25 protein-coding genes are annotated in these 22,637 nt (G+C 67.3%); 14 read left to right on the forward strand and 11 right to left on the reverse strand.

The features are described from left to right. Positions 1-478 precede the first annotated feature (478 nt). From MBA17_RS40840 to MBA17_RS40860, 5 genes are all read right to left on the reverse strand, one after another. A complete protein-coding gene (locus tag MBA17_RS40840) occupies positions 479-955 on the reverse strand; it encodes a hypothetical protein (RefSeq protein ID WP_238503215.1) in 477 nt (158 codons plus the stop codon). 54 nt (positions 956-1,009) lie between these two features. Then, on the reverse strand, positions 1,010-1,249 hold the full coding sequence (locus tag MBA17_RS40845; protein WP_238503216.1) for a PHP domain-containing protein: 240 nt from the start codon (positions 1,247-1,249) through the stop codon (positions 1,010-1,012). A 375-nt stretch (positions 1,250-1,624) separates the two neighbouring features. Further along, complete coding sequence (locus tag MBA17_RS40850) at positions 1,625-2,035, reverse strand: RidA family protein (RefSeq protein WP_238503218.1); 411 nt, start codon at positions 2,033-2,035, stop codon at positions 1,625-1,627. Positions 2,036-2,608: 573 nt separating this feature from the next. After that, on the reverse strand, positions 2,609-3,085 hold the full coding sequence (locus MBA17_RS40855; RefSeq protein WP_238503220.1) for a hypothetical protein: 477 nt from the start codon (positions 3,083-3,085) through the stop codon (positions 2,609-2,611). Positions 3,086-3,718: 633 nt separating this feature from the next. Beyond that, complete coding sequence (locus MBA17_RS40860) at positions 3,719-5,062, reverse strand: carotenoid oxygenase family protein (RefSeq protein WP_238503222.1); 1,344 nt, start codon at positions 5,060-5,062, stop codon at positions 3,719-3,721. Positions 5,063-5,321: 259 nt separating this feature from the next. On the opposite strand from MBA17_RS40860, the gene MBA17_RS50935 reads away from it, so the two are divergent. The 3 genes from MBA17_RS50935 (at position 5,322) to MBA17_RS40870 (ending at position 7,262) form a co-directional block, all read left to right on the forward strand. Continuing rightward, positions 5,322-5,486 (forward strand): DUF8189 domain-containing protein, encoded by a 165-nt coding sequence (locus MBA17_RS50935; RefSeq protein ID WP_475395195.1) that lies wholly within the window; start codon positions 5,322-5,324, stop codon positions 5,484-5,486. Between the two features lie 241 nt (positions 5,487-5,727). Further along, entirely contained in the window at positions 5,728-6,210 is a 483-nt protein-coding gene (locus tag MBA17_RS40865) for a phospholipase A2 (RefSeq protein ID WP_238503223.1), read from the forward strand. A gap of 305 nt (positions 6,211-6,515) precedes the next feature. Next, positions 6,516-7,262, forward strand: coding sequence for an AfsR/SARP family transcriptional regulator (locus MBA17_RS40870; RefSeq protein ID WP_238503225.1), 747 nt, complete (start codon positions 6,516-6,518; stop codon positions 7,260-7,262). A 425-nt stretch (positions 7,263-7,687) separates the two neighbouring features. Here MBA17_RS40870 and MBA17_RS40875 read toward each other — a convergent pair whose 3' ends face one another. The 4 genes from MBA17_RS40875 to MBA17_RS40890 are packed head-to-tail and all read right to left on the reverse strand — an operon-like array spanning position 7,688 to position 10,646. Then, positions 7,688-7,849, reverse strand: coding sequence for a hypothetical protein (locus MBA17_RS40875; protein WP_238503227.1), 162 nt, complete (start codon positions 7,847-7,849; stop codon positions 7,688-7,690). Positions 7,850-7,856: 7 nt separating this feature from the next. Further along, positions 7,857-9,716 (reverse strand): ABC transporter ATP-binding protein, encoded by a 1,860-nt coding sequence (locus MBA17_RS40880; RefSeq protein ID WP_238503230.1) that lies wholly within the window; start codon positions 9,714-9,716, stop codon positions 7,857-7,859. Continuing rightward, complete coding sequence (locus MBA17_RS40885; RefSeq protein WP_238503232.1) at positions 9,706-10,137, reverse strand: S26 family signal peptidase; 432 nt, start codon at positions 10,135-10,137, stop codon at positions 9,706-9,708. Before MBA17_RS40885 ends, MBA17_RS40880 begins: the two co-directional genes overlap by 11 nt. Then, positions 10,134-10,646, reverse strand: a complete 513-nt coding sequence (locus MBA17_RS40890; RefSeq protein WP_238503233.1) for a TlpA family protein disulfide reductase — start codon at positions 10,644-10,646, stop codon at positions 10,134-10,136. Before MBA17_RS40890 ends, MBA17_RS40885 begins: the two co-directional genes overlap by 4 nt. 21 nt (positions 10,647-10,667) lie before the next feature. On the opposite strand from MBA17_RS40890, the gene MBA17_RS40895 reads away from it, so the two are divergent. The 5 genes from MBA17_RS40895 (at position 10,668) to MBA17_RS40915 (ending at position 15,062) form a co-directional block, all read left to right on the forward strand. Further along, positions 10,668-10,811, forward strand: coding sequence for a hypothetical protein (locus MBA17_RS40895; RefSeq protein ID WP_238503235.1), 144 nt, complete (start codon positions 10,668-10,670; stop codon positions 10,809-10,811). Between the two features lie 199 nt (positions 10,812-11,010). Further along, positions 11,011-11,712, forward strand: coding sequence for a vWA domain-containing protein (locus MBA17_RS40900; protein ID WP_274386750.1), 702 nt, complete (start codon positions 11,011-11,013; stop codon positions 11,710-11,712). A 95-nt stretch (positions 11,713-11,807) separates the two neighbouring features. After that, positions 11,808-12,797 carry a protein phosphatase 2C domain-containing protein gene (locus MBA17_RS40905; protein WP_238503238.1) on the forward strand — a complete coding sequence of 330 codons (990 nt, stop codon included), beginning with the start codon at positions 11,808-11,810 and terminating at the stop codon, positions 12,795-12,797. Positions 12,798-12,818: 21 nt separating this feature from the next. Beyond that, entirely contained in the window at positions 12,819-13,856 is a 1,038-nt protein-coding gene (locus MBA17_RS40910) for a protein kinase family protein (RefSeq protein WP_238503240.1), read from the forward strand. After that, on the forward strand, positions 13,857-15,062 hold the full coding sequence (locus MBA17_RS40915; RefSeq protein ID WP_238503242.1) for an FHA domain-containing serine/threonine-protein kinase: 1,206 nt from the start codon (positions 13,857-13,859) through the stop codon (positions 15,060-15,062). Here the strand turns inward: MBA17_RS40915 and MBA17_RS40920 are convergent. Next, positions 15,052-16,458: a type 1 periplasmic-binding domain-containing protein gene (locus MBA17_RS40920; RefSeq protein ID WP_238503243.1), complete on the reverse strand. Its 1,407-nt coding sequence runs from the start codon at positions 16,456-16,458 to the stop codon at positions 15,052-15,054. The genes MBA17_RS40915 and MBA17_RS40920 overlap by 11 nt on opposite strands. Before the next feature lie 485 nt (positions 16,459-16,943). Between MBA17_RS40920 and MBA17_RS40925 the strand changes: the two genes are divergently transcribed. Continuing rightward, the gene (locus MBA17_RS40925) at positions 16,944-17,453 is read left to right on the forward strand and encodes an Imm21 family immunity protein (protein WP_238503244.1); all 510 of its coding nucleotides are present in this window, start codon (positions 16,944-16,946) and stop codon (positions 17,451-17,453) included. Positions 17,454-17,861: 408 nt separating this feature from the next. Here the strand turns inward: MBA17_RS40925 and MBA17_RS40930 are convergent, their stop codons facing one another. After that, positions 17,862-18,224 carry a GYD domain-containing protein gene (locus MBA17_RS40930; RefSeq protein ID WP_238503245.1) on the reverse strand — a complete coding sequence of 121 codons (363 nt, stop codon included), beginning with the start codon at positions 18,222-18,224 and terminating at the stop codon, positions 17,862-17,864. A gap of 141 nt (positions 18,225-18,365) precedes the next feature. On the opposite strand from MBA17_RS40930, the gene MBA17_RS40935 reads away from it, so the two are divergent. The 5 genes from MBA17_RS40935 to MBA17_RS40955 all read left to right on the forward strand — a co-directional run bounded on the left by MBA17_RS40935 (position 18,366) and on the right by MBA17_RS40955 (position 22,598). After that, entirely contained in the window at positions 18,366-18,545 is a 180-nt protein-coding gene (locus MBA17_RS40935; RefSeq protein WP_455432951.1) for an NUDIX hydrolase, read from the forward strand. 316 nt (positions 18,546-18,861) lie between these two features. Further along, positions 18,862-21,195, forward strand: coding sequence for a sensor histidine kinase (locus MBA17_RS40940; RefSeq protein WP_238503247.1), 2,334 nt, complete (start codon positions 18,862-18,864; stop codon positions 21,193-21,195). Next, complete coding sequence (locus MBA17_RS40945; RefSeq protein WP_238503248.1) at positions 21,192-21,623, forward strand: roadblock/LC7 domain-containing protein; 432 nt, start codon at positions 21,192-21,194, stop codon at positions 21,621-21,623. The genes MBA17_RS40940 and MBA17_RS40945 overlap by 4 nt, the downstream gene beginning before the upstream one ends. Beyond that, positions 21,620-22,018, forward strand: a complete 399-nt coding sequence (locus MBA17_RS40950) for a DUF742 domain-containing protein (protein ID WP_238503249.1) — start codon at positions 21,620-21,622, stop codon at positions 22,016-22,018. Before MBA17_RS40945 ends, MBA17_RS40950 begins: the two co-directional genes overlap by 4 nt. Beyond that, entirely contained in the window at positions 21,999-22,598 is a 600-nt protein-coding gene (locus tag MBA17_RS40955) for a GTP-binding protein (RefSeq protein WP_238503250.1), read from the forward strand. Before MBA17_RS40950 ends, MBA17_RS40955 begins: the two co-directional genes overlap by 20 nt. Positions 22,599-22,637: the final 39 nt, after the last annotated feature.

Genomic DNA, 22,637 nt, shown 5'->3' on the forward strand with positions numbered 1-22,637 from the left:
CGCCCCCCGCGCCCGCCCCTGCGCCCGCCCCTGCGCCCGCCCCTGCGCCCGCCCCTGCGCCCGCCCCTGCGCCCGCCCCTGCGCCTGCACCGCCCGCCGGGCATGCGGCGTGGGCGCCGGTCCCGACGCACGGCAGGACTCCAGGGCGGCGCCGACGCCGGCTCGCGCCGACCGGAACCCAACCGCCGACTACGGTACGCGCCACCGCCGCACGACGATCGCCACGGGGTGCCTGATCTCTGTCTATGGTCGGGGGCGATCGAAGGTCTGGGACTTCGTTCCTCAGCCCCAGCCCACCGGGCAGCGTCGGTTACGACCGCCTATGGGATGCCCGTTGCACACCTCTCAGAAGTGCAACCGAGAGCTACCTCTGCGGCCAACCATGCTGGGAACGTTCACGGTCGTGCTTCAGGGCCAGGCGTACGGCGGTGTAGATGACGAAGCCCTGGACGAGAGCGGCACACCCCGTCACGTAGCGTCAGACGCTGCGGGTGTGAGCGTTGCACGTTGGGTCGATGCCTTTCTTGTCGAAGGAGACATAGATGTCGACGTGCCACTTGTCCGAGTACTTCACTCTTGTGTTGGGGTACTTGGCGTGCCTGCCCGGCTTGATGTTGTCTCCGGATTCCCAGGTCCACAGCGTTTTGTCGGCGCTATAGCGCAGGTCCTTGCGGATCCTCAATCTCACGTTGCTCTTGTTTCCGAGCTGGTTATTCCCGGTGGCCCCGAGGACATAGACGATCTCGTCGATCTTGTCCTCGCCGTTTTTCGGCGTGTAGTAGGCCGCGAGGTCCGCCCATCTATCCTGGTCGTCAACGTTGCAATAGGCGAAGAGCGCCCCGCCCGCGGCGGAGCTCGCGGTGGAGTTCGAAGCCGAGGCGCCCGCCGCGGGGATGATCGACAATGCCACGCCCACGGTTGCGAAGATCGCCGTCTTCTTCAGGATGCCTGTCACTCGCATAGTGCCCTCTCGTGCCGGGGGTGATTCGGTTGCGGACAAAGGGCCAATTTAGGGAGGTGCGGTATATAGGCGGTATGTCAACTCGGAGGCTTTGAAAGCAGGCTCCAACTCGCCTACGCGTGACCAGAAGCCGAAGGGGTCCTTGGCTGGGCGGAAGCCGTACGCCTGGGCCATGTCGGCGGCTTCGGTGAAGAGGTGGGCGATGGCGGAGGGGGAGTGGGCGTCGCTGTCGAAGGTGACCGTGTCGCCGCCCTCCTTGCGCCACGATCGCAGGATCGTCGCGTCCATCGGGGGTCCTCGTAGAGATCGCGGAAATGACCCTGATCCGCTCCCCGGGAGGGTGGGACGACGGCGACGGGAAGACCCGGTGCCCGTTCAAGAGCGTGCCCGTGCCGTGCCCGTTGGAGGGGGGAATAGGGGGGAGTAGCAGGTATTCAGGGCAGATGCGATCACGGGCCTGAGCTGGGTTTTCGTAGCTAGACCATGATCGCCTAACATATTTGCAAGCAGGAAGTCAGGGGTTCGAATCCCCTAGGCTCCACCAGCCAAAACACCCCGCTCCAGACCTTGGAACGGGGTGCTCGGGCCATTAACGGGCCATTAGCCAGCGGGGACCGGCACCCGCCGCACCGTGTCCGTTTACGCCAAGTGGACGCTTACCGCTCAGGAATCAAGTACGGCGGCGACGGCTTCGATCTCAACGAGTTGGTCGTCGTAACCAAGCACGGTGACTCCCATCAAGGTGCTCGGTACGTCATGGTCACCGAACGAGTCCCGGACTACCTTCCAGGCAGCACCCAAATCCTCCTGCCGGGTGGACGCGACGAGAACCCTTGTGCTGATCACGTCCTGCAATGATGCGCCAGAGGCAGTGAGAGCCGCCTGCATGTTCTCGATGGCTTTCGCTGCTTGGCCCGCGTAGTTCCCAATGGCTGCCGTCGAGCCGTCCTCGTTCAGGGGACACGCTCCGGCGAGGAAGATGAGTCGTGACTCGGCAGGCGCCGTGGCTGCGTATGCGTACTGGGCGACGTCGGACAGAGAAGCTGAGCGGATCAAAGTGATGGCGCTAGGCATGGTCACTCAGTTCCTTTCACCTAGGGTCCAAAGCGGCCATCCTGACATGGGCATCCTGACTGCCGCCTCCTATTTTCGCAGGCCAAGCCGTCCGTCCCTCGCGGCCCGCCCACGGTTGTTCTTATGGGTATCAAGGGGCGGCGGCGCTGAGCGCCGCGTCCGCCCTTGCGCCTGCACCGCCCGTCGGGCGTGCGGCGTGGGCGCCGGTCCCGACGCACGGCAGGACTCCAGGGCGGCGCCGACGCCGGCTCGCGCCGACCGGACCCGAACCGCCGGCTACGGTACGCGCCGCCGCCCCACCGCCGCACGACGATCGCCACGGGGTGCCTGATCTCTGTCGATGGACGGGGGCGATCGAAGGTCCGGGACTTCGTTCCTCGGCCCCAGCCCACCGGACAGCGTCGTTGACGACCGCCTACGGGATGCCCGTTGCACGCCTCTCAGAAGTGCAACCGAGAGCTACCTCTGCGGCCAACCATGCTGGGAACGTTCACGGTCGTGCTTCAGGGCCAGGCCCACGGCGGTGTAGATGACGAAGCCCTGGACGATAGCGGCACACCCCGTCACGTAGCGTCAGACACTGCGGGTGTGAGCGTTGCACGTTGGGTCGATGCCTTTCTGGTAGAGGAAGGTGACCTTGAGGTCGACGTGCCACTTGTCCGAGTACTTCACTCTTTCGCCGGGGTCCTTGGAGCGGCTGCTGATGTCGTTGTCTTCGAACTTCCAGGACCACAGCGTTTGGTCGGGCAGATAGGGCAGGTCCTTGCGGATCCTCACTCTCACCTTGTACGAGCTTCCGGTGTCCGCGCGGTCATATTCGATCTTGTCGATCTCGTCGTAGCCGTTTTTCGGCGTGTAGTAGACCGAGACTCCGGCCCACCTAAGGTGATAGCTGCCACTGCTGCTGCCAACGTTGCAATCGATGGAGAGCTTCTTCTGCGCGGCGGAGCTCGCGGTGGAGTTCGAAGCCGAAGCGCCCGCCGCGGGGATGATCGACAACGCCACGCCCACGGTTGCGAAGATCGCCGTCTTCTTCAGGATGCCTGTCACTCGCATAGTGCCCTCTCGTGCCGGGGGTGATTCGGTTGCGGAGAAAGGGCCAATTTAGGGAGGTGTGGTATATCGACGGTATGGTCCAATCTGGGGCAACCTGGCGAGGGCTTTGACGGCAGCGCGTCGGCGGCTTGTGCGGCGCGCAGCTTGGGCCGGCCCCAGCCGAGGGTCTGCTTCCAGAAGCGGGTAGGTGTGCTCCAGGTCGAATCTGCGCAGGAACGCCTGCCGGCATCGATCCGCGTCCGCGCTGGTCAACCGCGGTCAGTCACGGTTACTCGCCGGGGGGATGGATGCGGTCATGGTCAGTCGGAGTCCGTTGTTCTCTTCATCTGCTCGTATGGGCACAGAAACCTGAGGGTGCTGGGATCGAACTCGACGCCATCGTCGACCTTGGTGGCGGCGATGGTCGCCACTCGACGGATGATCTCGGGCTCGTCGTTGGGAAAGGCGCCTGTTTGATCGGCTCAGGACCCCGACGCTGACCGACGTCACCGATCTCCTCCTGGTTGCCGTCGCTCCGAGCGGACTATCTGGCAGACCGGATCGAGCTCGGCCTGGCAAGGGGCTCCGCATGAGCAGACCACCGTTCGGCCCGCGGAGATCCTCGTGGACTCTGCGGGACACCAGAGCTCAGCGGCCGGGAAGCCAGTTGCCGTGGAAGCCCGTGGGGACGCGGACCGGCAGACGCACCTCCGCCACCGGTGGGGACGCAAGGTCGGCGGCGTCGAGGACGGCCAGGTAGCCGGTCCCGCTGGAGCGGTCGTGGGCGAAGGTCAGCAGATATCCGTCGTCGTCGCGAGATGTCTCCTTCCGGGGGACGAAGACCGCCTCGCCGCAGGTGTGCCCGGCGGGCAGCCGATGTGTCTCGCGGGCCGCGCCCCTGGCGAAGTCGTACTTGTAGATCTCCGAGCGCTCCGGCTCGGCCGCCAGCGAGAAGCTGGTGACGTAACCGAAACGGTTGGGCCGGCCCACCTCGGCGTCCGCGACGCGCGGGTACTCGATCGGCGCGTCATCCAGCGGCCGCTCGGCGACCGAGCCCGCGGCCAGGTCCAGCCGCCACTCGTGCAGATTGGGCAGCCCGCCGTCGTAGTCAGAGGAGCCGTCACGCCACAGGCTCGGCACCCGGCAGCCGGTGACCGTGATCACGCCGCCTGACTCCGAGGCGTTCATGGTGTGCCACACGTAACACGGTTCGACTCCGAACCAGCGCACCGATCCGCCGTCCCGCCGCATCACGCCGAACTGTGCGCCGTGCCGCTCGTCCCACCGCCACGGCAGCCCACCGGCGGCGGCCACCGCCGGGTCGAATACGACTGGCAGGTCCATGAAGACAACGTGATGCTCGGTGATGGCGAAGTCGTGCATCATCGTCGCCCGCGCAACCTCCACCACCTGCGTCTGGAGCACTTGGCCGGCCGGCGTGGCGCGGTAGTAGGTGAGGTACGGCGGGCGCAGCCGGGAGCCGAAGAACAGCAGCTCGCCCGTACCCGGGCAGATCTTGGGATGCGCGGTCATAGGGGTGCGCAGCGCGCCGCCGAAGGTGAACGGCCCGACCGTCTCCAGCTCCGGCGTGATCTCGTACGGGAAGCCGCCCTCCTCCAGCGCGAGCAGCCGGCCCCCGTGCGACACCAGGTGGGTGTTGGCGGTGGTGACCCGGTAATCCACCCGGCCGGTCGCCTGGTCGAAGGCTAGGGCGAAGCGGGACCGGCCGGGGTGCTCGTACATCGGGGTCCGTACGTACCGGTTGCGGTACCAGCGGGCCCGCCCGCCGTCCAGGGCCACCGCGTGGACCATGCCGTCGCCCGCGAAGTAGTGCGGCGACCAGCCCGTCTGCGGGTTGGGCCCGTTGCGGAGGTAGACGCCGGTCAGTTCCTCGGGAACGGCGCCGACCACCTCGGCCGTCACCTCCTCAGTCACCGGCGCGTTGTTCCCCGCCAGATGGAGGGGCACGTCGGCGTTCCGTTCGGTCGTCATCTGCTGGGTCCTCCCGTAGTCCGATCCGGCTGCGCCAGGATGCAGGGAAGACTCCCGCTGAAACAGTCTTGTTCTTTCCGGGCCTCTCAGCCGGTAGGAGAACGCGCAGCACACAGCGCCGTGAAAAGTCCCGGCCGGGCTCAGCGGTGTACCGCCTCCGGGGCCGGCGGGGTGAGCCGCGTGGTCACGGGACGGTGATTGGTCTAACTGGGAGGATATGAGCTAATATCGCCCACTTTCGAATGGTGACCTGCTGGCGGTGGCGGGTGACCCGGCTGCACACAACTCGGCTGATGGACGGATCAAGGTCTTCGTTCGCGGCGCGAATAATCACCTATGGCATATATGGCAAGTCGCACGGGAAGGCAACTGGTCCGACTGGGAAGATCTCGGTAGGCACCGCCCGCTTCCAAATGGAGAATGACATGGGCGAGAAGGCCTGAAAAGCGGAAGGTCGGCGGTTCGGCCCTGCCCCTGACCAGCGGTCGCCACGCCTGCCCCGCCGCGATCCCGGGCAAGCCGTGCGCTCCGGCTCCGCTTGCAAGCGGATCACCTAGGGCGGTATAGCGGGGGTATGTTCGCGCGCCGCGTTGGCCGTGATTATTTGCTGTTCCGCACCACGAGCCGTAACCCTTGGGAATCATCCTCCTCAACAAGGAGTACCCGTGAAGACGACGGCATTCATCTCTGGTGCGCTGGTGACCGCCATGGCGGCATTAGTCCTGGCCAGCACACCGGCGGCGGCGGATCCCAAGCATCAGCTGAACGTGGCCCTCTCGCTCACTAAGAACACCGCGAGCAGTCAGACCTACTGGGCCAACATGCGCCGCAACCAGAACGAGCCTTATGTCAAGAGGTGGAGCTTCTACTGGTGGACCGACGGCTGTACGGTGCCCAAGAAGATCGGTAACTCAGACTACTGGAAGGGAGTCTTCGCGACGCCCTGCGCTCGCCACGACTTCGGCTACCGCAACGTCAAGCGGCTCGCGAGCTCCAGCAAGTGGAAGAACACCTACAAAAAGACCGTCGATGACGCGTTCCTCTTCGATATGGGAAACGTGTGCGTGAAATTCTCCAAGACGAAGAAGGCGTCGTGCCGAATTGCGGCGGCGGCGTTCTACGCCGTGACCAGGGTGCGCGAGAGCTAGGGCCGAGCGCCGACCCGGGTGACAGTTGAACCCGTAAAGCGAAGCACGCGCCTTTCGTAATGCGCGGTTCAGGTTCGGTTGTTGCGCCCGGCCGGCGGTAGATCGGCCGGGCCCAGCACCTGACGACCGCCCGGGACCCTACGACCAGTCCGCCGTCACCGTGGCCGCGCTCCTGTGCGCCGCCACGGTCCGCGAGCTCACCCGCATCCAGACGGCCCTGGCCAACCTCTGAGCCCAGGTACGGCACGCGCCTGCCATACCTGGAATATACCCGCCACGATCACAATGCGGATCGGAGGTGCACGATGTTCCAACTGTTGGGACGCTTGGCGGTGGTCGACGGCGGCGGCCGCGCGATCAACATCCGGGCCGCGAAGCAGCAGGCGATCCTCGCCGTTCTCATGCTGTCCCCGGGCGGAGTGGTCAGCGTGGATCGGCTGATGACGGAGCTCTGGCCGAACGAGCCGCCGGCCACGGCCAGAGCGAGTCTGCAAACGTATGTTTACCGCCTGCGACGCACTCTGGCGCCGCTTGCCGCTCACGGTGTCGACCTGACCACCCTCGGGAACGGCTACACCCTGGTCGTCCCGGATCGAGCGGTGGACGTCAGGGCGTTCGAGCAGTGCTTCACCCGGGGATCGGAGGCTCTGGCCGCGGGCAATCCGGCGGTGGCGGCCGGTCTGCTGCGGGAGGCGCTGGACATGTGGCACGGTCCGCTGGCGCCGGAGATCGACGTCGAAACCGTCCGCTGCGAGCGCCGTCGCCTGGACGCGGCGCACTTGACCGCATCCGAGCTCTGGGTGCAGGCCGAGCTGCGGCTCGGCCTCTACAACTGGGTCATCCCGGAATTGGAGCGCCTCGTCGAGGCCCACCCGTTCCGTGAGTCCCTGTGGGAGATGCTGCTGCGTGCCCTGACCGGGCTCGGCCGCCGTGCCGAAGCGCTCGCCGCCTACCGGCGCATGCGTGACATCCTCAGTACGGAACTCGGCATCGAACCGGCCGACTACCTACGCCGGCAGCATCAGGACATACTCCGAGGCGCGTCGTTCTAGGAACAGTCAGCGCAGATCTGCGCGAATGGCGGGCAGCCTCCGTCACAGCGGTACGCCCGGTAATAGTTCCCCTTGATGCACTTGAAGGCCAGCGGCACTCGACGGCCGCCGCGTTCTCCTGGGTACGACCAGACTCCGGTCGCTGAGCTTTCCTACCGCGTTCTAAGGGACCGCCCCCTGGCCGGCGCCTGCCAGGGGGCGGTCCCTTTACTTACCTAGGCGCACTGCTTTCTCACGTAGACCGAGCAGTCGCTCCTCCAGCATGTGTAGTAAGCGCAACAGATGCTGCCGGTGCAGCTCGTGTTGGTGAGAACGCAACGTGCGGTGCATGCGGCCTGCGCGTCGCCGGCCGGTACGACGAAGGCGACGATCCGGTCCGCCAAGGCGGTGATGGATTTCACCTGTCCCACCTTCTCTCCGTCGAGTTACTCGCACATGGTGACCGTGCGGTATGTGCAGTTGGAGTAATAGCACCTCATCTTGTAGCACCCGGTGTTCGGGTCGTAGCTGATCTGCACGCACCTCGGGGTGCACGCCGCGTCAGCCTTGACCGTGGGAATCAACCGGTCGATGAGCTTGTCCAGCATTCTGTCTTCACCTCCTTTCTGTCTCGGGTTCACTGAACGCGGTTTCACGGGAGGCCGTCTCGTGATATCCGCGGGCTTGTAGGCGGAAGAGGCGGGCGTAGATGCCGTCCACCGCCATGAGGTCGTCGTGGCTTCCCCGCTCGGCGACGCCCCCGTCCTTCAGGACGATGATCAGGTCGGCGTCCCGCACCGTGTTCAGCCGGTGGGAGATGAGCAGGCTGGTCTGGCCCGCGCGGTGGTGGCGCATCCGGGCGTGCACGTCGGCCTCGGCTTCGGGATCGAGACCGGAACTCGGTTCGTCGAGGATCATCAAGTCCCGTCCGTCGCGGAGGAAGGCTCTGGCCAGGGCGGTTCGCTGCCACTGGCCGCCGGAGAGCACGACACCGGTCGAGGAGTCCTCGCGGTCCTCCTCGCTGGAGAACATCCGGGTGAGCAGCGTGTCGTAGCCGCGGGGAAGGGCCGCCAGCAGCTCGTCCACCCCGGCCCTTCGCGCGGCGGCGCGGATCCGGTTCAGGTCGTCACGGGCACCGACGTCTCCCACGCCGATGTTGTCGCGGGCGGAGAAGTCGTAGGCCATGTGGTCTTGGAAGACGCCGCTGATCCGCTCCCGCAGCGCCTCCGGCCGGACGTCGCGCAGGTCGACTCCGTCCCAGAGGATCGCTCCCCGGCTCGGGTCGTAGAACCGGCAGAGCAGTTTGACGAGCGTGCTCTTGCCCGCGCCGTTGAGCCCGACCAGCGCCACGCCCGCGCCGTACGGGATGAACAGGTCGACGCCGCGCAGGATCCAGGGATGGTCGTCGCTGTAGCGGAACCACACGTCGCGCAGTTCGATCCCCCGGCGCAGCGGCGGCAGCGGCGCGGGGCCGGCCGGCGCGACGAGGTCGGGCTCGGCCCTGACCACCGCCACGTAGTGGCCGAAGAGCCGCAGGTTGTGATCGGTGGTCGCGATGCCATTGATCAGGGTGTCGAGCCCGCCCTGGATGGCGACGACGGCGACGGTGAACATCGACACGTCCCCGACGGTGAGTGTGCCGGTCCGGGCCGCGGCTATGGCCCAGACGAGCCCGCCCCCGGCCACCACAGCGGACAGCAGGGCGAGCGCCCCCTCCGCCGACAGCTCCTTGCGGTCCATCCGCTGCTTGCCCGCGTGAGCCGTTGCCAGCTCGGCCATGAGACGGCCGCGCAGGAATCCGCCCAGGTTGAAGAGCCTGATCTCCTTGGCCGCCTCGACCGTGCTGAGCAGGGTGCTGTAGAAGAACTGCCGTCGCTCCGCCGGGCCGATCTCCCACATCAAGGTCGTGCGCTGGCGGGACAGCTTCAGCTGCGCGATGAGTGCCGGTACGGCGGCGCTCAGCACGATCAGCGTCATGGTAGGACTGATCACCAGCACGGACCCGACGAAGCCGATCAAGGTGACGGCGGAGCGGACCAGGCCGAATGCCTCGGTGACGATGCCATCGGCCCTGGACGTCCCCTCCTGGGCCAGGCGCAACCGGTCGAGGAAGCGCGGATCCTCGAAAGGCCGGAGCCCGGGAAACCGTGCCGTGGCCGCGAAGAGCCGGTCCGTCGTGGTGGCCGCCATGGCGCGGCCGATCTGGCTGCCGAGGTACCGCGAACAGTGCGGCAGGATCGCGGCGGCGACGCCGGTACCGGCCAGCCCCGCGGCGAGGCCCAGCAGATCGGCCAGGGAGGCCGCCCCGGTGAGGCCGTCGATGACCAGCTTGGTCAGCCAGGCCACCGCGACCGGTGCCGTGGCCGTGCCCAGCAGGATGACCGCGTACCCGATCATGGGACCGGCTGCGCTGCTCCAGCCGGTCGCCGCAGCCTCACGCGCGGAGGCGGTCAGGCGCACCCCGTCAACGGCCATGCTGCGCCTCCATCTTCCTGACGGTGACGGCCTGGAGGTCGTCGGCGTGGAAGAAGCCGTGCTCGCGGGAGTCGAAGCTGACCTCGGTGTTGTCACCGATCAGGACGAACCTGCCGGCCGGGACGACGTCGTCGGCGACGACCTTCCGTACCTGCTCCGGGACCGGATCGCCGGGCAGGGCGGCGACACGTTTGATCAGGAATTTGCCGCCGGTCGGGAAAGGGCTCGAGACGACGGCGATCTGCCCGTTACGCAGCGCCGCCAGGTCCGTGCGCCGGGACAGGAGCCGCTCCCCATGGGTCAGCGCCGGGGCCATGCTGTCGCCGCAGACGCGGATCACCAGGTACGTCGCGCGCAGCCGTACGGCCAGCAGGGCCAGACCCGCGAGCCCGCACGCCGCCGCGAGGAGCGCCCAGCTCACAGCGCCTTGACTTCGGTGGGCAGGGTGTGACCGCTGCTGACGACCGTGTCCCCGGAGTCGATCGTGATGACCGTCGGGTATCCGTTGACCTTGAACGCCGTCTGGAGGGGTCCCTGGGGCGCCTCCGTGACGACACGTGCCACCTCCGCGAGCTGTTCGATGTCGGCTGCCGTGTCCTCACCGGGGACGGCGACGACCACGGCGAGCACGGCGTCCGACGTGTCGCGTGCCCGCTCCACGAAGAGCGGGAGCAGGTCCTTGCAGGGCTGGCAGCCCTGGGAGAAGAAGCCGACCAGCGCGGGTGTGCCCAGGAGTTCGCCGGAGATCGGCTCGCCGCTCGTGGTCGTGGCGGCGAACTGCGGGACCCTCGCGCCGGGCGAGAGGCCTTCCGCGGGCATCGACGGCGGCAAGCTCTGCTTGCGCAGCCGGCGGATCACGCCGACGGTCAGCAGCATGTTCACCATGCACAGCAGACCGACCAGCACGACCGCGGCGACCAGGTACTGCATCACACTCTCCCCGTTCTGTCCATGAACATCTCGGCGATGTCGTCGAAGGCGATGAACACGCCCGCCCCCGGCCAGCCCTGCCGGTATCGCGGCAACGGCGAACACGGCCCCGATCAGGACCTGGCACGTGACGAGCAGGAGATCTACGATCCGGATATTTCATGACCCCGCTAGCACGGCCCTCGCGCGCCGCTAGCCCGGCCGGATCAGGCCGCGGTGGGGCCGGAGCTGCTCATCCCGGGACCTGAGCGCCGGTTCGAGGACGAGCGATGGCAATACCGGCTGTTAGCCGCGAACCAGCTGAAGTCATCTTTCTGTTCGCAACCTTGCAAAAATCGGTAATCCCAATCAGGATGAAAAGCCAATGAGATCGGCTAACGGGCGCCCTCGCGCCTTCCCCTTTTACATCGTGTGCGACGTATCGCATTCGATGCACGCCGCGCGTGAGGACGGACGGCCCACCCCCTTCGAGGTTCTCTCCGACTGTGTGAGTGAGCTGCTTTTCGAGCTGGAGGCGGGCGATCCCGGCGTCAGTGAGGCCGCGCATGTCGCCGTGGTGTCCTTCTCCGACAAGGTCGAGCTGGTGCTTCCGCTGACCAGGCCGTGCGACGCGATCCGGGTTCCGGCCCTGAAACCCGGCAGGCAGACGAATTATCTGGCGGTCTTCAGCGAGCTCGTGAAGATCATTGAGAAGGATTACCGGAAGCTGTCCAAGCAATTCGACGTGCGGGCGCCGGTCGTCTTCTTCATCACGGACGGCGAGCCGTACATTGGCGAAAACCATCAGGACGTCGAGATCTGGGCGCCCGCGCGCGACCGGCTGGCGAGCCTTCACCCGGCGCCGTACATCGTGGCGCTCGGATTCGGGACGGTGCAGGAGGACACCCTGCGGCGGGTCGCCACCTCCCTCCGGGGCGAAGTGCTGGCCTTCGCGGGCGAGATCGCGACAGGGGCGGCCACCGTGCTGCACGGCATCGCGCAGGCCGTCTCGGACAGCATCAGCGCCTCGGTCAACAGGAACACGACCGTTCTGCGTGGACCCGGCGGAATGCGGCAGCTGAGATGATCAGGGCGACGCTGGCGGGATTACTCCTGGTTATCGGATTCGGCCCGGTGGCAGCGAACCCTGGTCCGTCGCCGGAGCCGACGGTAATGGTGACCATGACACCCGGTCCGCGGCAGGGCGGCGGGACGGCGTCGGGCTGGCCGCTGTGGATCCTGTTCGGCATCGCCGGCGGCGGCGCCGTACTCCTCGGGCAGTTGCTGCTCGGCCGCAGGACCCGCACCGCGGCCGACGGCAGAACGTCACTCGGTCCGCTCCCTCAGCCGCTGCCCGTCCTGCTGGCGGGCGGGGCGGACTCGCGCGCCCCGGGCGTCGCACTCGACGGGGGGATGCTCGCGCAGACCACGGTCCGCGCCGTGAGCATCCGCGGCCGGCGCCATCGATATCGCGGCGAACCCCTGCAGGATGCCTACGCCGTACGGCTGAGTGCGGACGGACGATGGGTCATCGCGGCCGTCGCTGACGGGCTGGGTAGCACGCTGCACGCCGAACACGCCGCCGCGGTGGCCGTGCGCGCCGCCACGAACCTCTCCCTGACCCCCGACCCCGGCTGGCACGCGGTCTTCGCCACCGTCGCCGGGGAGGTCATGCGCGCCACCGCCCGGCTCGGCGGCCAGATCCCGCCGGCGACCACTGGCAGGCACAGCGCCGCAGCATCGAATCCGCCCGCCACGACGCTGACGATCGGGGTGGTCCCCGCGGACGGCAGGCGCGGGATCGCCGCCTGCGCGGTCATCGGGGACTCGCCGGCGCTGTGGCTCCATGACGGGATGTGGACCGAGATCTTCCCACCTGACGGACAGCGACCGGGCAACGTCACGTCCGCCCTGCCGGAGGACCTCGGTGAGCTGCGCGAACGGCAGATCGATTGGGGGCCGGGTGATGTGCTCGTGCTGTGCAGCGACGGGTTCGGGACGGCCATGGGCGGCGGCGGCAGCGCGCTCGCCCAGCGGCTCGTCACATCGTGGAGTTCTCCGCCCGCGCTGCGCAGCTTCCTGCACGATGTGGATTTCCATCTGTCGACTTACGACGACGACCGGACCGTTCTGGCGTTGTGGGCGGGCCGTCACGACACGGCTGTCCTGTGACAGGAGTGCGGCGGCAGAAATATGAATCCCCCAGATGTGGTCGAGGAAGCGGATCTGACGCCCCCCACGGACGCCGATGTCTACTACCTGCGCCCGGGCGGTCAGGCTCGCAGCCTGGCGCCGTGCGAGGTCAGCGGCGTCCCTGGCCGGTTTCTGTTCAAACGGTACGACGAGGAGACGCTGGCGGGGCTGGACGAGGACGCTCTGCTCGCCATGGTGCGCTGGAGGCGTGAACTTCCCCGGCAGGACCGGGCGACACTCGATCGGCTCTGTGCGTGGCCGGTCGCGGCGGTCCGGCACGACCGGGTCACCGGTATCTTGATCAGACCCGCTCCCGAGCAGATGTTCACCGAGCTCAGCACCCGCCTGGCGCCGCGGCACCTGGATGAGCTCACCCGGTCGCCCGAGCGGGTGAAAGCCCTTCGCGACCACTACGGCACGCGCTACTACGAGCCGCCCTACAAGCTGGCCGTCCTCGGCCAGTTGCTCGTGACGGTGCAGTGGCTGCACGAGCAGGGCTATGTGGTGGGCGATCTGCAACTGCGCAACGCCGTCTTCACCATCGACCCGGCACCCGCGGTATACCTGCTGGACTGCGACTCCTGCCTGCCGGTCGGAGGCTGCGGTGCCTTGCCGGAGGTCGATCCCGAGCAGTGGAAACTCCCCCGTGAAGGCGGATTCACCCCGGAGTCCGACTATTACAAGTTCGCCTGGGCCGTCGTGCGGTGCCTCCAGGAGAGCGCCGAGGCGTGGTCGCTCGACGAGGCCGCGCTCGCCAGGGTCCTGCCATTGCGGCATCGCCGCCTGATAGGGCAGTGCCTGGACGGTGCACCGGAATCGGTGGACACCGCGCGATGGCGGTCGGCGGGCGAGTCGTGGCGATGGCTTGTCACTCCCGAACGCATCTACGTCGAGACCGACTCCAACCTGCGTGAGGCGTGGCGGCGGGGGAAGTCCGCGGTCGGGGACGACTCGCGGGGTCGGCACCGGGGAATCGTGGTGCTGATCGTCGTCCTGGCGGCGATCGCCGTTGTCGTCGCGGTCACGTTGGGAGTCTGAATGAACACCGGCGAGCCACGGCGCATCGGGCCCTACGAGGTGCTCGGCTGCCTGGGTGTCGGCGGTCAGGGCACGGTCTACCTCGCGCAGGGCGAGGCGGGCAGGGTCGCGATCAAGGTGATCCACGCGCAGGGGGCAGCCGACCCGAGGGCGCGCAGGCGGTTCGCGGACGAGGTGGCCTTCGCGTCGCGGGTGCCCAGGGCGTACACGGCGATGATCCTCGACGCCGACATCGACCGTGACCGGCCGTACATCGTGAGCGAATACGTGGAAGGCCCGTCGCTGCAGAAGCTCGTCGAAACGCACGGGCCGCTGTCGGGGTCCGCGCTTGAGCGCCTGGCGACCTATACGGCCACCGCCTTGGCGGCGATCCATGGCGTGGGAGTCATCCACCTGGATTTCAAGCCCGCCAACGTCATCATCGGGCCGGACGGACCACGTGTCGTGGACTTCGGGGTCGCACGGGCCCTGGAGGCGACCGCCGCGATCACCACGACCGTGGGAACTCCCGGCTATCTCGCACCGGAGCAGGTCGGAGGGGTCGACGCCGAAGCGGTTCCCCCCGCTGTAGGTCCCCCCGCCGATGTGCACGCGTGGGCGGGCACAGTGTATTTCGCCGCCACTGGCAAGGTGCCGTTCACGGGGAACAACGTGGCCGTCATCATCAACCGTGTCCTGACCGAGACCCCCGACGTGGGAGTGATATCCGAGCCGCTGCGTTCACTGATCGCCGACTGCCTCGCCAAGGAACCGGTGCGGCGGCCCGCCACCATGGAACTGCTCGGCCGTCTCGTGGGGCAGCAGTCGGAGACCGCGCAGGCGGCGGTGCCGCATACCGGGATCTTGCCGGAAATCCTCGGAACGCTGAAGGGGACCACCACGCTGGGCAGCGGGCCCGCGGCCGACATCGTGATCCACGGGGAGGGGATCGCCCCGGCGCACGCCACCGTCCGCAAGGTGAGCGCCGGCTACCGGCTGCATGACCACAGCAGCGGCCTGGGGACGTTCATCGACGGCCGCCCTGTTCTCTATGCGACCCTGCGACCAGGTGATCGGTTCACGATCGGTACGGCGGTGCTCCGCCTCACCGAGGCGGGGGAGTTGGAGCGCGTACGGCTCGGCCGAATGTCCGCCGCGCGCTGGTGGCTGCTGATCTTCCTCATCGCGGCAGTGGCGCTGACGGTGATCGCCGTGGTCACGGGATAGTCACGGGCGTGGGCATGGTGACGTTCACTCGCTCCCCGGTCCTGGAGTCGAGGGTGAAGGCACCGCTGGCGCCGCGGATGACGTTGGTGCCGGTGAACAGGTAGAGCTGCCCGCGCACCGCCGCGGCGGAGGGCAGGGTGAGCTGGGACGAGTCCACGCCGATGGCGGCCTTCTGAACCGCGGTGGCCGCGGCGGTCACCGCGTCATACGCCAAGATCGCCAACCCGGTGCCGAGATGCGCCGCGGGGAAGGTCACCCGATGGTGGGGCGCCACGAACTCGTTACGGAAGTCGCGGTAGAGCTGGCGGTGCGGATTGTCCTGGTGGTCGAGCCGCTTGGGATCGGCGAGCGGCACGAACAGCACCTTGATGGGCGCTTCCGGGTCGTGCAGTGACGGGTCGTTCGGATCTTGGTCCTGGGCGTCGTCCCCGGTGACCACGGTGATGGGCGTGGATCGGCAGGGCCGGCTCCGCAGCAGCTTGAGGAAGGAGGGCATGAACGCTTGACGGCCGGCGTAGAAGATCATATCGACCTTCGCCCCGCAGATCGTGTCGCTGATGGTCCGCAGGAGCGAGGGACCGCCACGCGGGTCGAAAGGAAAACTGAGTCCGGACCTGTCGACATACGGCTTGAGCCCGAGCTTCGGATCGAGGAAGGCATCCTTCAGCGAGCGGGCGTAAAGGTCCTTGGTTCCCTGCGGTGTCACGTCAGCCCACATCAGGGCCGCGTTCCCCTTGACCTTCTTCTTCTTGAACTCTTCGGCGATGGTGGCCAGCTGGGCCGAGGTGTTGACCGCGGTGCGGGTGAGACCAGGAATAGGTCCGCCGTCGTCGATCTCACCGGTGGTGTTGAATCCGGCCGCGGTGATGAAATCGGCGACCATCGGGATTCCGGGATCCTTGGCCAAGGCACGTGCGGCGTCGATGCTTTCCTGCTGGCTCGGGCCCATTCCGGTGACCGCGACGATCTGTCCGGGGCTCCCCGCCGTACCCGTCGCGGCGTTCTTCCGCACCGCCTGCACCGTCGTCCGCCACATCGAGCCGTCGTGACCGGTGTTGGCCAGCAGGAGCCGGATCTTGGGGAACGTCTCCGAACGGTTGGCGCGGTACTGGCCGATGAACGCCCCCTCGAGCTGGTGGAGGGCGCGCTCGCCGACCAGTCCGCGCGGGCCTGCCCCCATCGGGGCCATGAGCGCGATCGTGCTGTAGTCCCTGCCCTCGGTGACCATGCGGTTTTCCGCCGCGATGACCTCCAGGATCTGGCGGTACTGCTTGCCCAGGACCATCGTCCCGTCGGCTGGGTCCATCAGCCCGACGCATTCGCCTTCGAGGGCGACGACGTCCGCGCTCTGTGTTTCACAGCCGCCCCACGGCCACCACCCCTGGGTGTAACTCACGAATATCACCGTGGATATCAGGACGGTGACAACGACGACGATCACCACCAAGCGTCGGCGAAAGAGCGTCCCCACCTGTCGTAATAGGCTCCAGGCGCGCGCGGCGAGGGAGGGTGCCGGTGCCGGTTCGTCATACATCTGGGCTCCAAGCCATTACTTATCCCACGACCGTGCAGGCGCGCTTTCGCCGATATCGATCGCACGCTTTCCCATGCCTGGGCCGACGGCCGCCTAAACTCATCGTCATTAAAACGTGATGAATGGCAGTCGGGCGACGGTCAGTTGGCGAGTTCGTCTGGAAACGGTTGGGTCGAAGCAGCAGTTCGTTCAGCTTCTCCCACACCTCGGCGGAATACCAGTCCCGCAACCGACGCCGGCTCGGTCGTGGGTAGCGGTGGATCGCCTATGGCGTCTTCCGGGGCGTTGACCCCTGTCTTGTACTCTGTCCACCCAAGAACGATCACGCAACGAAAACGAGGCCATCAGTGCTGCATACCTGGGTCAGCACCGCAGGAGGGCCACTAATCGCCGTCCCCAAGTCTGAGCTGGACAACTGGGCGGGTGTGGATGACAACGACGGTCCCGTAGAAACCTGGGGCGACTACGGCCGTGCCTGTGCCGTCGAAGGCTATATCGGCCTCGTTACCGTTGGTGCGCAGCAGGCCCTTGTCCTCGGCGACGAACCTGCCATGACGACCTATCTGCCGACTGAACGCCTCTTCTTGCGCTGGGCCGCCGCAGACTCCGAAGCCGAGCTGGTCACGGCAGCCAAGCGAGCGCTCGCAACGGAGGTGGATTGGGACGACGACGAAGACCTGAACTGGGAGGTGCGGGAGGCATGCGTACTCTTTGACTCCGCCATTTCCGGCGCTGAGCTGGAGCCTGACGAGCGACTTATCATCGATCTCGAGCCTGGCCGGTACAGGGTCCGAGCCACCTACACGAAGGACGAGGACAACTGGATGATCCTCGTCCAGCTCCAGACGGCGACCTGAGCCCTTGGGCGTACTCCGCGCCTGTGCTCTTCCATGGTTCTTCGTCAGTAGTCGTAGGTGGGCCGCACACATCCACCCCTTAGAGGCAGTATGAGTGCCATATTCGCCCCGATACCCGAGCTCAACCTCTGAGCTTTCTTGCGCGGCCGCTCTCCCTATGGCTATTGGTGTTCGGCCTCGGCCGTAGGGGTCCGGACCCCTACGGCCGAGGCCGAACGGCGCCGGAAATCGGGCCGCACGCCGCACCTGTCCAATCCGCCGCCCGTGCGCCGCACCGCTGCCCGTAAGGTCGCTTCGATCACCGGCTCCACCTGCTTCGCGATCCCTTCGGGATGCTTCGCACCGGCGCAGACCGATGATCCGCATGTAGATCTCCGTGAGCGGTTCCACCTGACGCTCGGGCACGAATCACGCGCCGGGCGCTCGGTATTGCACCGTCTGCTTCACCGCCTCGTCGATCTCCTCCGCTGTCAGGAGAACGACCGTCTTCGTGTGTGCTCCGCCGGCTGCCGAGATCGAGAGGCCCAGCGCCGCCGAGGAGGTATTGCTGGGAATGTCGACCAGGAGATACACGTCGTCCTCGCCGAAAGCGAAGTACATCTGCTCGACCCGGCCGCCCAGGCCCTCGATCGCGCGGTCCACCGCCTTGCGCCGTCCGGTGCCTCCCTCCTTGAGCAACCCCTTCAGGCCATCTGTGGTGTAGCTGGCCTGGATCAGGTATTTGGGCATGAATTTCCCCTTTGTGCTCGCCGTCTGCCGGAGCAGCCGCATGTGCCAAAGCGTCATGATTCTCGGCAACGGGTGACCGTAATCTCGCTGTCAGTACCAGCTTCTGTCTGGAACGCGGCCGGTACTCCCGCAGGTCAGGCAAACCCTCAGTGCGTGGCGATCAGCGGCCCTGGAGGTAATCCGATGGATCACGACAACACGCACTCGGTCAGCGTGATCATCGACGACCACGGGCGAGCTCTCCTGACGCAACGCCGGGACAACGGCCACTGGGAAGCACCTGGGGGAGTCCTGGAACGCGACGAGGACATCACCAGGCTCCACGAATACCGCCGCTGCGGGGCGCCGGGCGGCAGGCCATGAGGCCGCCTCGGCTTTCACGTGCGTGCTGAGCGCCCCGCAGTCGGGCCGGAGAAGCAGGGGCTTTCGACTCAACTGCCGTATGGCTACCATCAGGCATCAATCGCCTACTTTGGCGGTTTTCGTCATGGACGCACCGATCGGTGAGGAGAGTGTCCTGCACGTGGCTGGATTGGGCAGGGCCGAGCGACGACGGACGAGGACCGTGGGCGACGGGAATGGGTTATCAGGGTCAGCCGGCGGCCGGCCGCGCCGACCGGCCGGTGCCCGCAGGCTGCCGTTGCGTACCGTGCTGATCATTATCGTGTTCGTACCGAGCGTGACTTTCGCCCCGCTGTTGGCTTCGGGCATGTATCAACTGGCCACCCAGTGGCAGGCGGAGAAGGGCCAGATGGATCTGGCCAGCAGTACCGTCGGCAGACCCGCGGCCAACCTGTTCTTCAGCCTTGATCAGGAGCGACGGCTCACCGCGGAGGCGCAGGCCACCCCCCACAGCACCACCCGCGACAAGCTTGCCAAGCAGCGCGCGGTGACCGATCAGGCCGTGAGCGCTTTCCGTCCGCTGGCAGTCCTGGACACCTCCGACGGCCAGGAGGGGCTCACCGCCGCCATCGCCCGGACCGAACGCGGCCTCGGCCTCCTCGACCAGCAGCGCCGGGCGGTGGACGCCGGTTGGTCCAGCGAGCAGAAGGCGTTCGACTACTACAGCGGCGTCCTTGAGTCAGACCTCGGCGTACTGACCGTCCTCAGCAAAACCGATCATGGCGAGGTGAGCAGTAAGGCGCAGACGCTGGTCGACATCTTCTGGGTCGTCGACATGATCGGCCGCGTAGACGCCATTCTGGCCCGTGGCTGGGAGAGGGGGCACCTGACGAGGGATGAGTACGGCCTCGTCGCCGACGCCATCGGCACCAAGAAGTACCTCCTGCAGTCTCGGGTGATCCCTAGTCTCACAGGCGACGAGAGCCAGTACGGAACGCTGACGACGGGTAAGGCGTGGAAGACCATGATCGCTCTGGAGGGGCGGCTGGTCACCTCCGGGGCCGGCACCGAGAGCAACCAGGTGCCACTCCGCGACATCGGCCCCGTGTGGGGCTCTTCGGTGGACACGGTCACCGCGGAACTGCTGGAACTCCTCAGCCTCCGGTTCGAGAACGTCGGCAAGATCGGCTACAGCGACGCCAACCGGCTCTTCGTGATCTTCATCAGTATCACCGCCGTGGGCCTGCTCGCCCTGGGCCTGGTGATCGTCACCAGCTGGCGCCTCACCGCCATTCTTCGCCGGCGCATCCTCCGCCTCCGCGAGGACGCCCAGGAACTCCAGGAGCGGCTGCCCAACGTGGTCGCCCGGCTGGAGCGCGGCGAGGACGTCGACGTGGACGCCGAAGTACGCGTGGTCGAGCTGACCCCCGACGAACTCGGCGAGCTCGGGCAGGCCCTCAATCTGGCCAGCCGCAGCGCCGTCCTCACCGCCGTACGGCAGGCCGAACAACACCGTGGCTTCCAACGCATGCTCCAGCGCATCGCCCGCCGTACCCAGATCCTCATCGGCCTTCAGTTGAAGAAGCTGGACGAACTGGAAGCGAAGCACGAGGACCCCGAGGTGCTGGAGGGCCTGTTCGACCTGGACCACCTCACCGCTCGGCTGCGCCGCTACGAGGAGAACCTGGTGATCCTCGGCGGCGGCCAGCCGCAGCGCCGCTGGCGCAAGCCGGTACGTCTGCTCGATGTCCTGCGTGCCGCGCAAGGCGAGGTCCAGGACTACCGACGGATCTCGATCGAGGTCGAGGGCGAACCCTGGGTGGCCGAGCGCGCGGTGGGACCGCTGGTCCACGTCCTGGCGGAACTCATGGAGAACGCCACCACCTTCTCCAAGCCGCTGACCCCCGTCGAGGTGCGGGCCGCACCGGTCAGCCGGGGCCTCGCCGTGGAGATCGAGGACCGCGGCCTGGGCATGGAACCCGAGCAGTACGCCGCCGCCAACGCCCTGATGCAGTCGCCGCCGCAGCTCGATGTGATGACTCACGCCGACGATGTGCGTCTCGGCCTGTACGTGGTCGCCCGGCTCTCCGCGAGCCTGGGCCTCCAGGTGGAACTGCGGCCGTCGGCCTTCGGCGGCACCCGTGTCATCGTGCTGCTCCCGGAACCGCTGGTGGTGGACCGCCCCCGTGCGGTACCCGGGCCGGCCGCGCTCCCCGAGGAGGTTCCCCGGGAACCCACCGGTCCGCAGCCCCACCCGCAGGAAGATACGGTCGGCCCCCGCCCGCCCCTCGGGGACGCGCGGTTGCCGACTCGCTCCAAGGGACGCGCGATGGCATACGTGACGGCACCCGCCGACGGATCACCGGATCAGGACGCCGCACCCCCGTCGTCCGACCGCGGGCCGCTACCCCAGCGGGTGCGCCAGGCCAGCCTGGTCACCGAGCTCAGAGTCCCGGCGGACAGGGATGAACAGCCCGACCAGGAGACCTGGGCCGTACGCGACCAGCCCACCCGATCCGGTGCCGCGATCGGCGCGTTCCAGAGGCAGTCCCGCAGGCGCCGGACCGGTGACGACGCCTTCCAGCCCCGGTCGGACGGATCCCCCGAGCCCGGTTCCCCCGAGCCCGGTTCCCCTGAGCCCGGTTCCCCTACGACGGAAGATCGAGCATGACGCAGCGCACCACCGCCACCGACGCAGACCTGGACTGGCTCCTGGACGGTTTGGTCAATCAGGTCGCGGGCACCCGGCACGCCATCGTGCTGTCCGACGACGGCCTGGTGATCAGCCGGTCCCAGACCATCGAACGCTCGGACGCGGAACGCCTCGCCGCGATCACCACCGGCCAGCAGAGCCTGGCTCGCGGTGTCGGGCAGCTCTTCAACGGCGGACCAGTCCAGCAGGTCATCATCGAGATGGCCGACTTGTGGCTGTTCATCACAGCCGCGGGCCGTGGTTCCCATCTGGCCGTGGTCGCGTCCCAGGAGGTCGATGCCGAACTGATGGCCGTCGCGATGCACACCCTGATCCAGCAGGTCGGCCAGAAGCTGGGAACCGACGCGCGTACTCCGCAGGCCGATGGCGCGGGGAGACACGGATGAAGCACTGGACGGAGGGCTTCGACGACGATGACGCCGACGAGTCCCTTGTCCGTCCCTATACGATCACCGGCGGGCGAACCGCCCCCGAGCGGGACGACCTCACGCTGATCACCCTGGTGACGGCGATTTCCGAGGTCTCTTCGGAGACCGAACGCGGCCTGAGGAAAATGCAGCCGGAGCACCGCACCATCCTCGCTCTGTGCAAGCGGCCCCTGGCGGTGGTCGAAGTCGCCGCCGGGCTGAACCTCCCGGTGTCCGTGACCAAGATCCTCATCGGCGATCTGATCGAGACCGGTCAGATGCGGGCCCGGCCACCGCTGGCCTTCGCGCAGGCAGGCGGCTTTCCCGGCATGACAATCCTTGAGGCGGTGCGGGATGGATTACGCAATCTCTGACCACGGGGGCGCTGCTCCCCTGGCAGTGAAGATCCTTATCGCCGGTGGTTTCGGCGTCGGGAAGACGACCCTGGTCGGCGCGGTGAGCGAAGTCGCTCCGCTGCACACGGAGGAGTACCTGACCCATGCCAGCGTCGGCGTCGACGACCTGGAAGGGCTGAGCGGCAAGTCCACCACTACCGTCGCGCTGGACTTCGGGCGCATCACCATCAGCAGCGAACTCGTGCTCTACCTGTTCGGCACCCCTGGGCAGGAACGCTTCTGGTTCATGTGGAACGACCTCGTCAACGGAGCGATGGGCGCGGTCGTCCTGGTCGACACCCGCCGGCTGGATGTGAGCTTCGCGTCGATCGACTTCTTCGAGAGCCGCGGTATCCCCTTCGTCGTCGGCGTCAACTGCTTCCATGGTGTCAGGGACCGGACACAGGAGGAGATCCGCACGGCACTCGATCTCGATCCGCACGTGCCGCTGGTGCTCTGTGACGCCCGCGACCGTACGGCGGGCCGCGATGTGCTGCTGGCGCTCATCGACCACCTGATGGCTGCCCAGCCCCGCACCGCACCGCACCCCGTGTCCTGACCAGGCCGTCCCAGCACCGGGCCCGGGTTGTCAACGAGG

Origin of the sequence: Dolomitihabitans soli (assembly GCF_022213955.1) — a bacterium.
In the GTDB taxonomy this organism is placed as follows: domain Bacteria; phylum Actinomycetota; class Actinomycetes; order Streptosporangiales; family Streptosporangiaceae; genus Streptosporangium_A; species Streptosporangium_A soli.

Coding starts and splice junctions, on each gene's coding strand:
- MBA17_RS40870 (WP_238503225.1), top strand. CDS start 6,516: ATGTTCCAACTGTTGGGACGCTTGGCGGTGGTCGACGGCGGCGGCCGC.
- MBA17_RS40890 (WP_238503233.1), bottom strand. CDS start 10,646: ATGCAGTACCTGGTCGCCGCGGTCGTGCTGGTCGGTCTGCTGTGCATG.
- MBA17_RS40935 (WP_455432951.1), top strand. CDS start 18,366: ATGGATCACGACAACACGCACTCGGTCAGCGTGATCATCGACGACCAC.
- MBA17_RS40955 (WP_238503250.1), top strand. CDS start 21,999: ATGGATTACGCAATCTCTGACCACGGGGGCGCTGCTCCCCTGGCAGTG.
- MBA17_RS40860 (WP_238503222.1), bottom strand. CDS start 5,062: ATGACGACCGAACGGAACGCCGACGTGCCCCTCCATCTGGCGGGGAAC.
- MBA17_RS40945 (WP_238503248.1), top strand. CDS start 21,192: ATGACGCAGCGCACCACCGCCACCGACGCAGACCTGGACTGGCTCCTG.
- MBA17_RS40910 (WP_238503240.1), top strand. CDS start 12,819: ATGAATCCCCCAGATGTGGTCGAGGAAGCGGATCTGACGCCCCCCACG.
- MBA17_RS40895 (WP_238503235.1), top strand. CDS start 10,668: ATGAACATCTCGGCGATGTCGTCGAAGGCGATGAACACGCCCGCCCCC.
- MBA17_RS40900 (WP_274386750.1), top strand. CDS start 11,011: ATGAGATCGGCTAACGGGCGCCCTCGCGCCTTCCCCTTTTACATCGTG.
- MBA17_RS40915 (WP_238503242.1), top strand. CDS start 13,857: ATGAACACCGGCGAGCCACGGCGCATCGGGCCCTACGAGGTGCTCGGC.
- MBA17_RS40845 (WP_238503216.1), bottom strand. CDS start 1,249: ATGGACGCGACGATCCTGCGATCGTGGCGCAAGGAGGGCGGCGACACG.
- MBA17_RS40850 (WP_238503218.1), bottom strand. CDS start 2,035: ATGCCTAGCGCCATCACTTTGATCCGCTCAGCTTCTCTGTCCGACGTC.
- MBA17_RS40875 (WP_238503227.1), bottom strand. CDS start 7,849: ATGCTGGACAAGCTCATCGACCGGTTGATTCCCACGGTCAAGGCTGAC.
- MBA17_RS40950 (WP_238503249.1), top strand. CDS start 21,620: ATGAAGCACTGGACGGAGGGCTTCGACGACGATGACGCCGACGAGTCC.
- MBA17_RS40930 (WP_238503245.1), bottom strand. CDS start 18,224: ATGCGGCTGCTCCGGCAGACGGCGAGCACAAAGGGGAAATTCATGCCC.
- MBA17_RS40905 (WP_238503238.1), top strand. CDS start 11,808: ATGACACCCGGTCCGCGGCAGGGCGGCGGGACGGCGTCGGGCTGGCCG.
- MBA17_RS40880 (WP_238503230.1), bottom strand. CDS start 9,716: ATGGCCGTTGACGGGGTGCGCCTGACCGCCTCCGCGCGTGAGGCTGCG.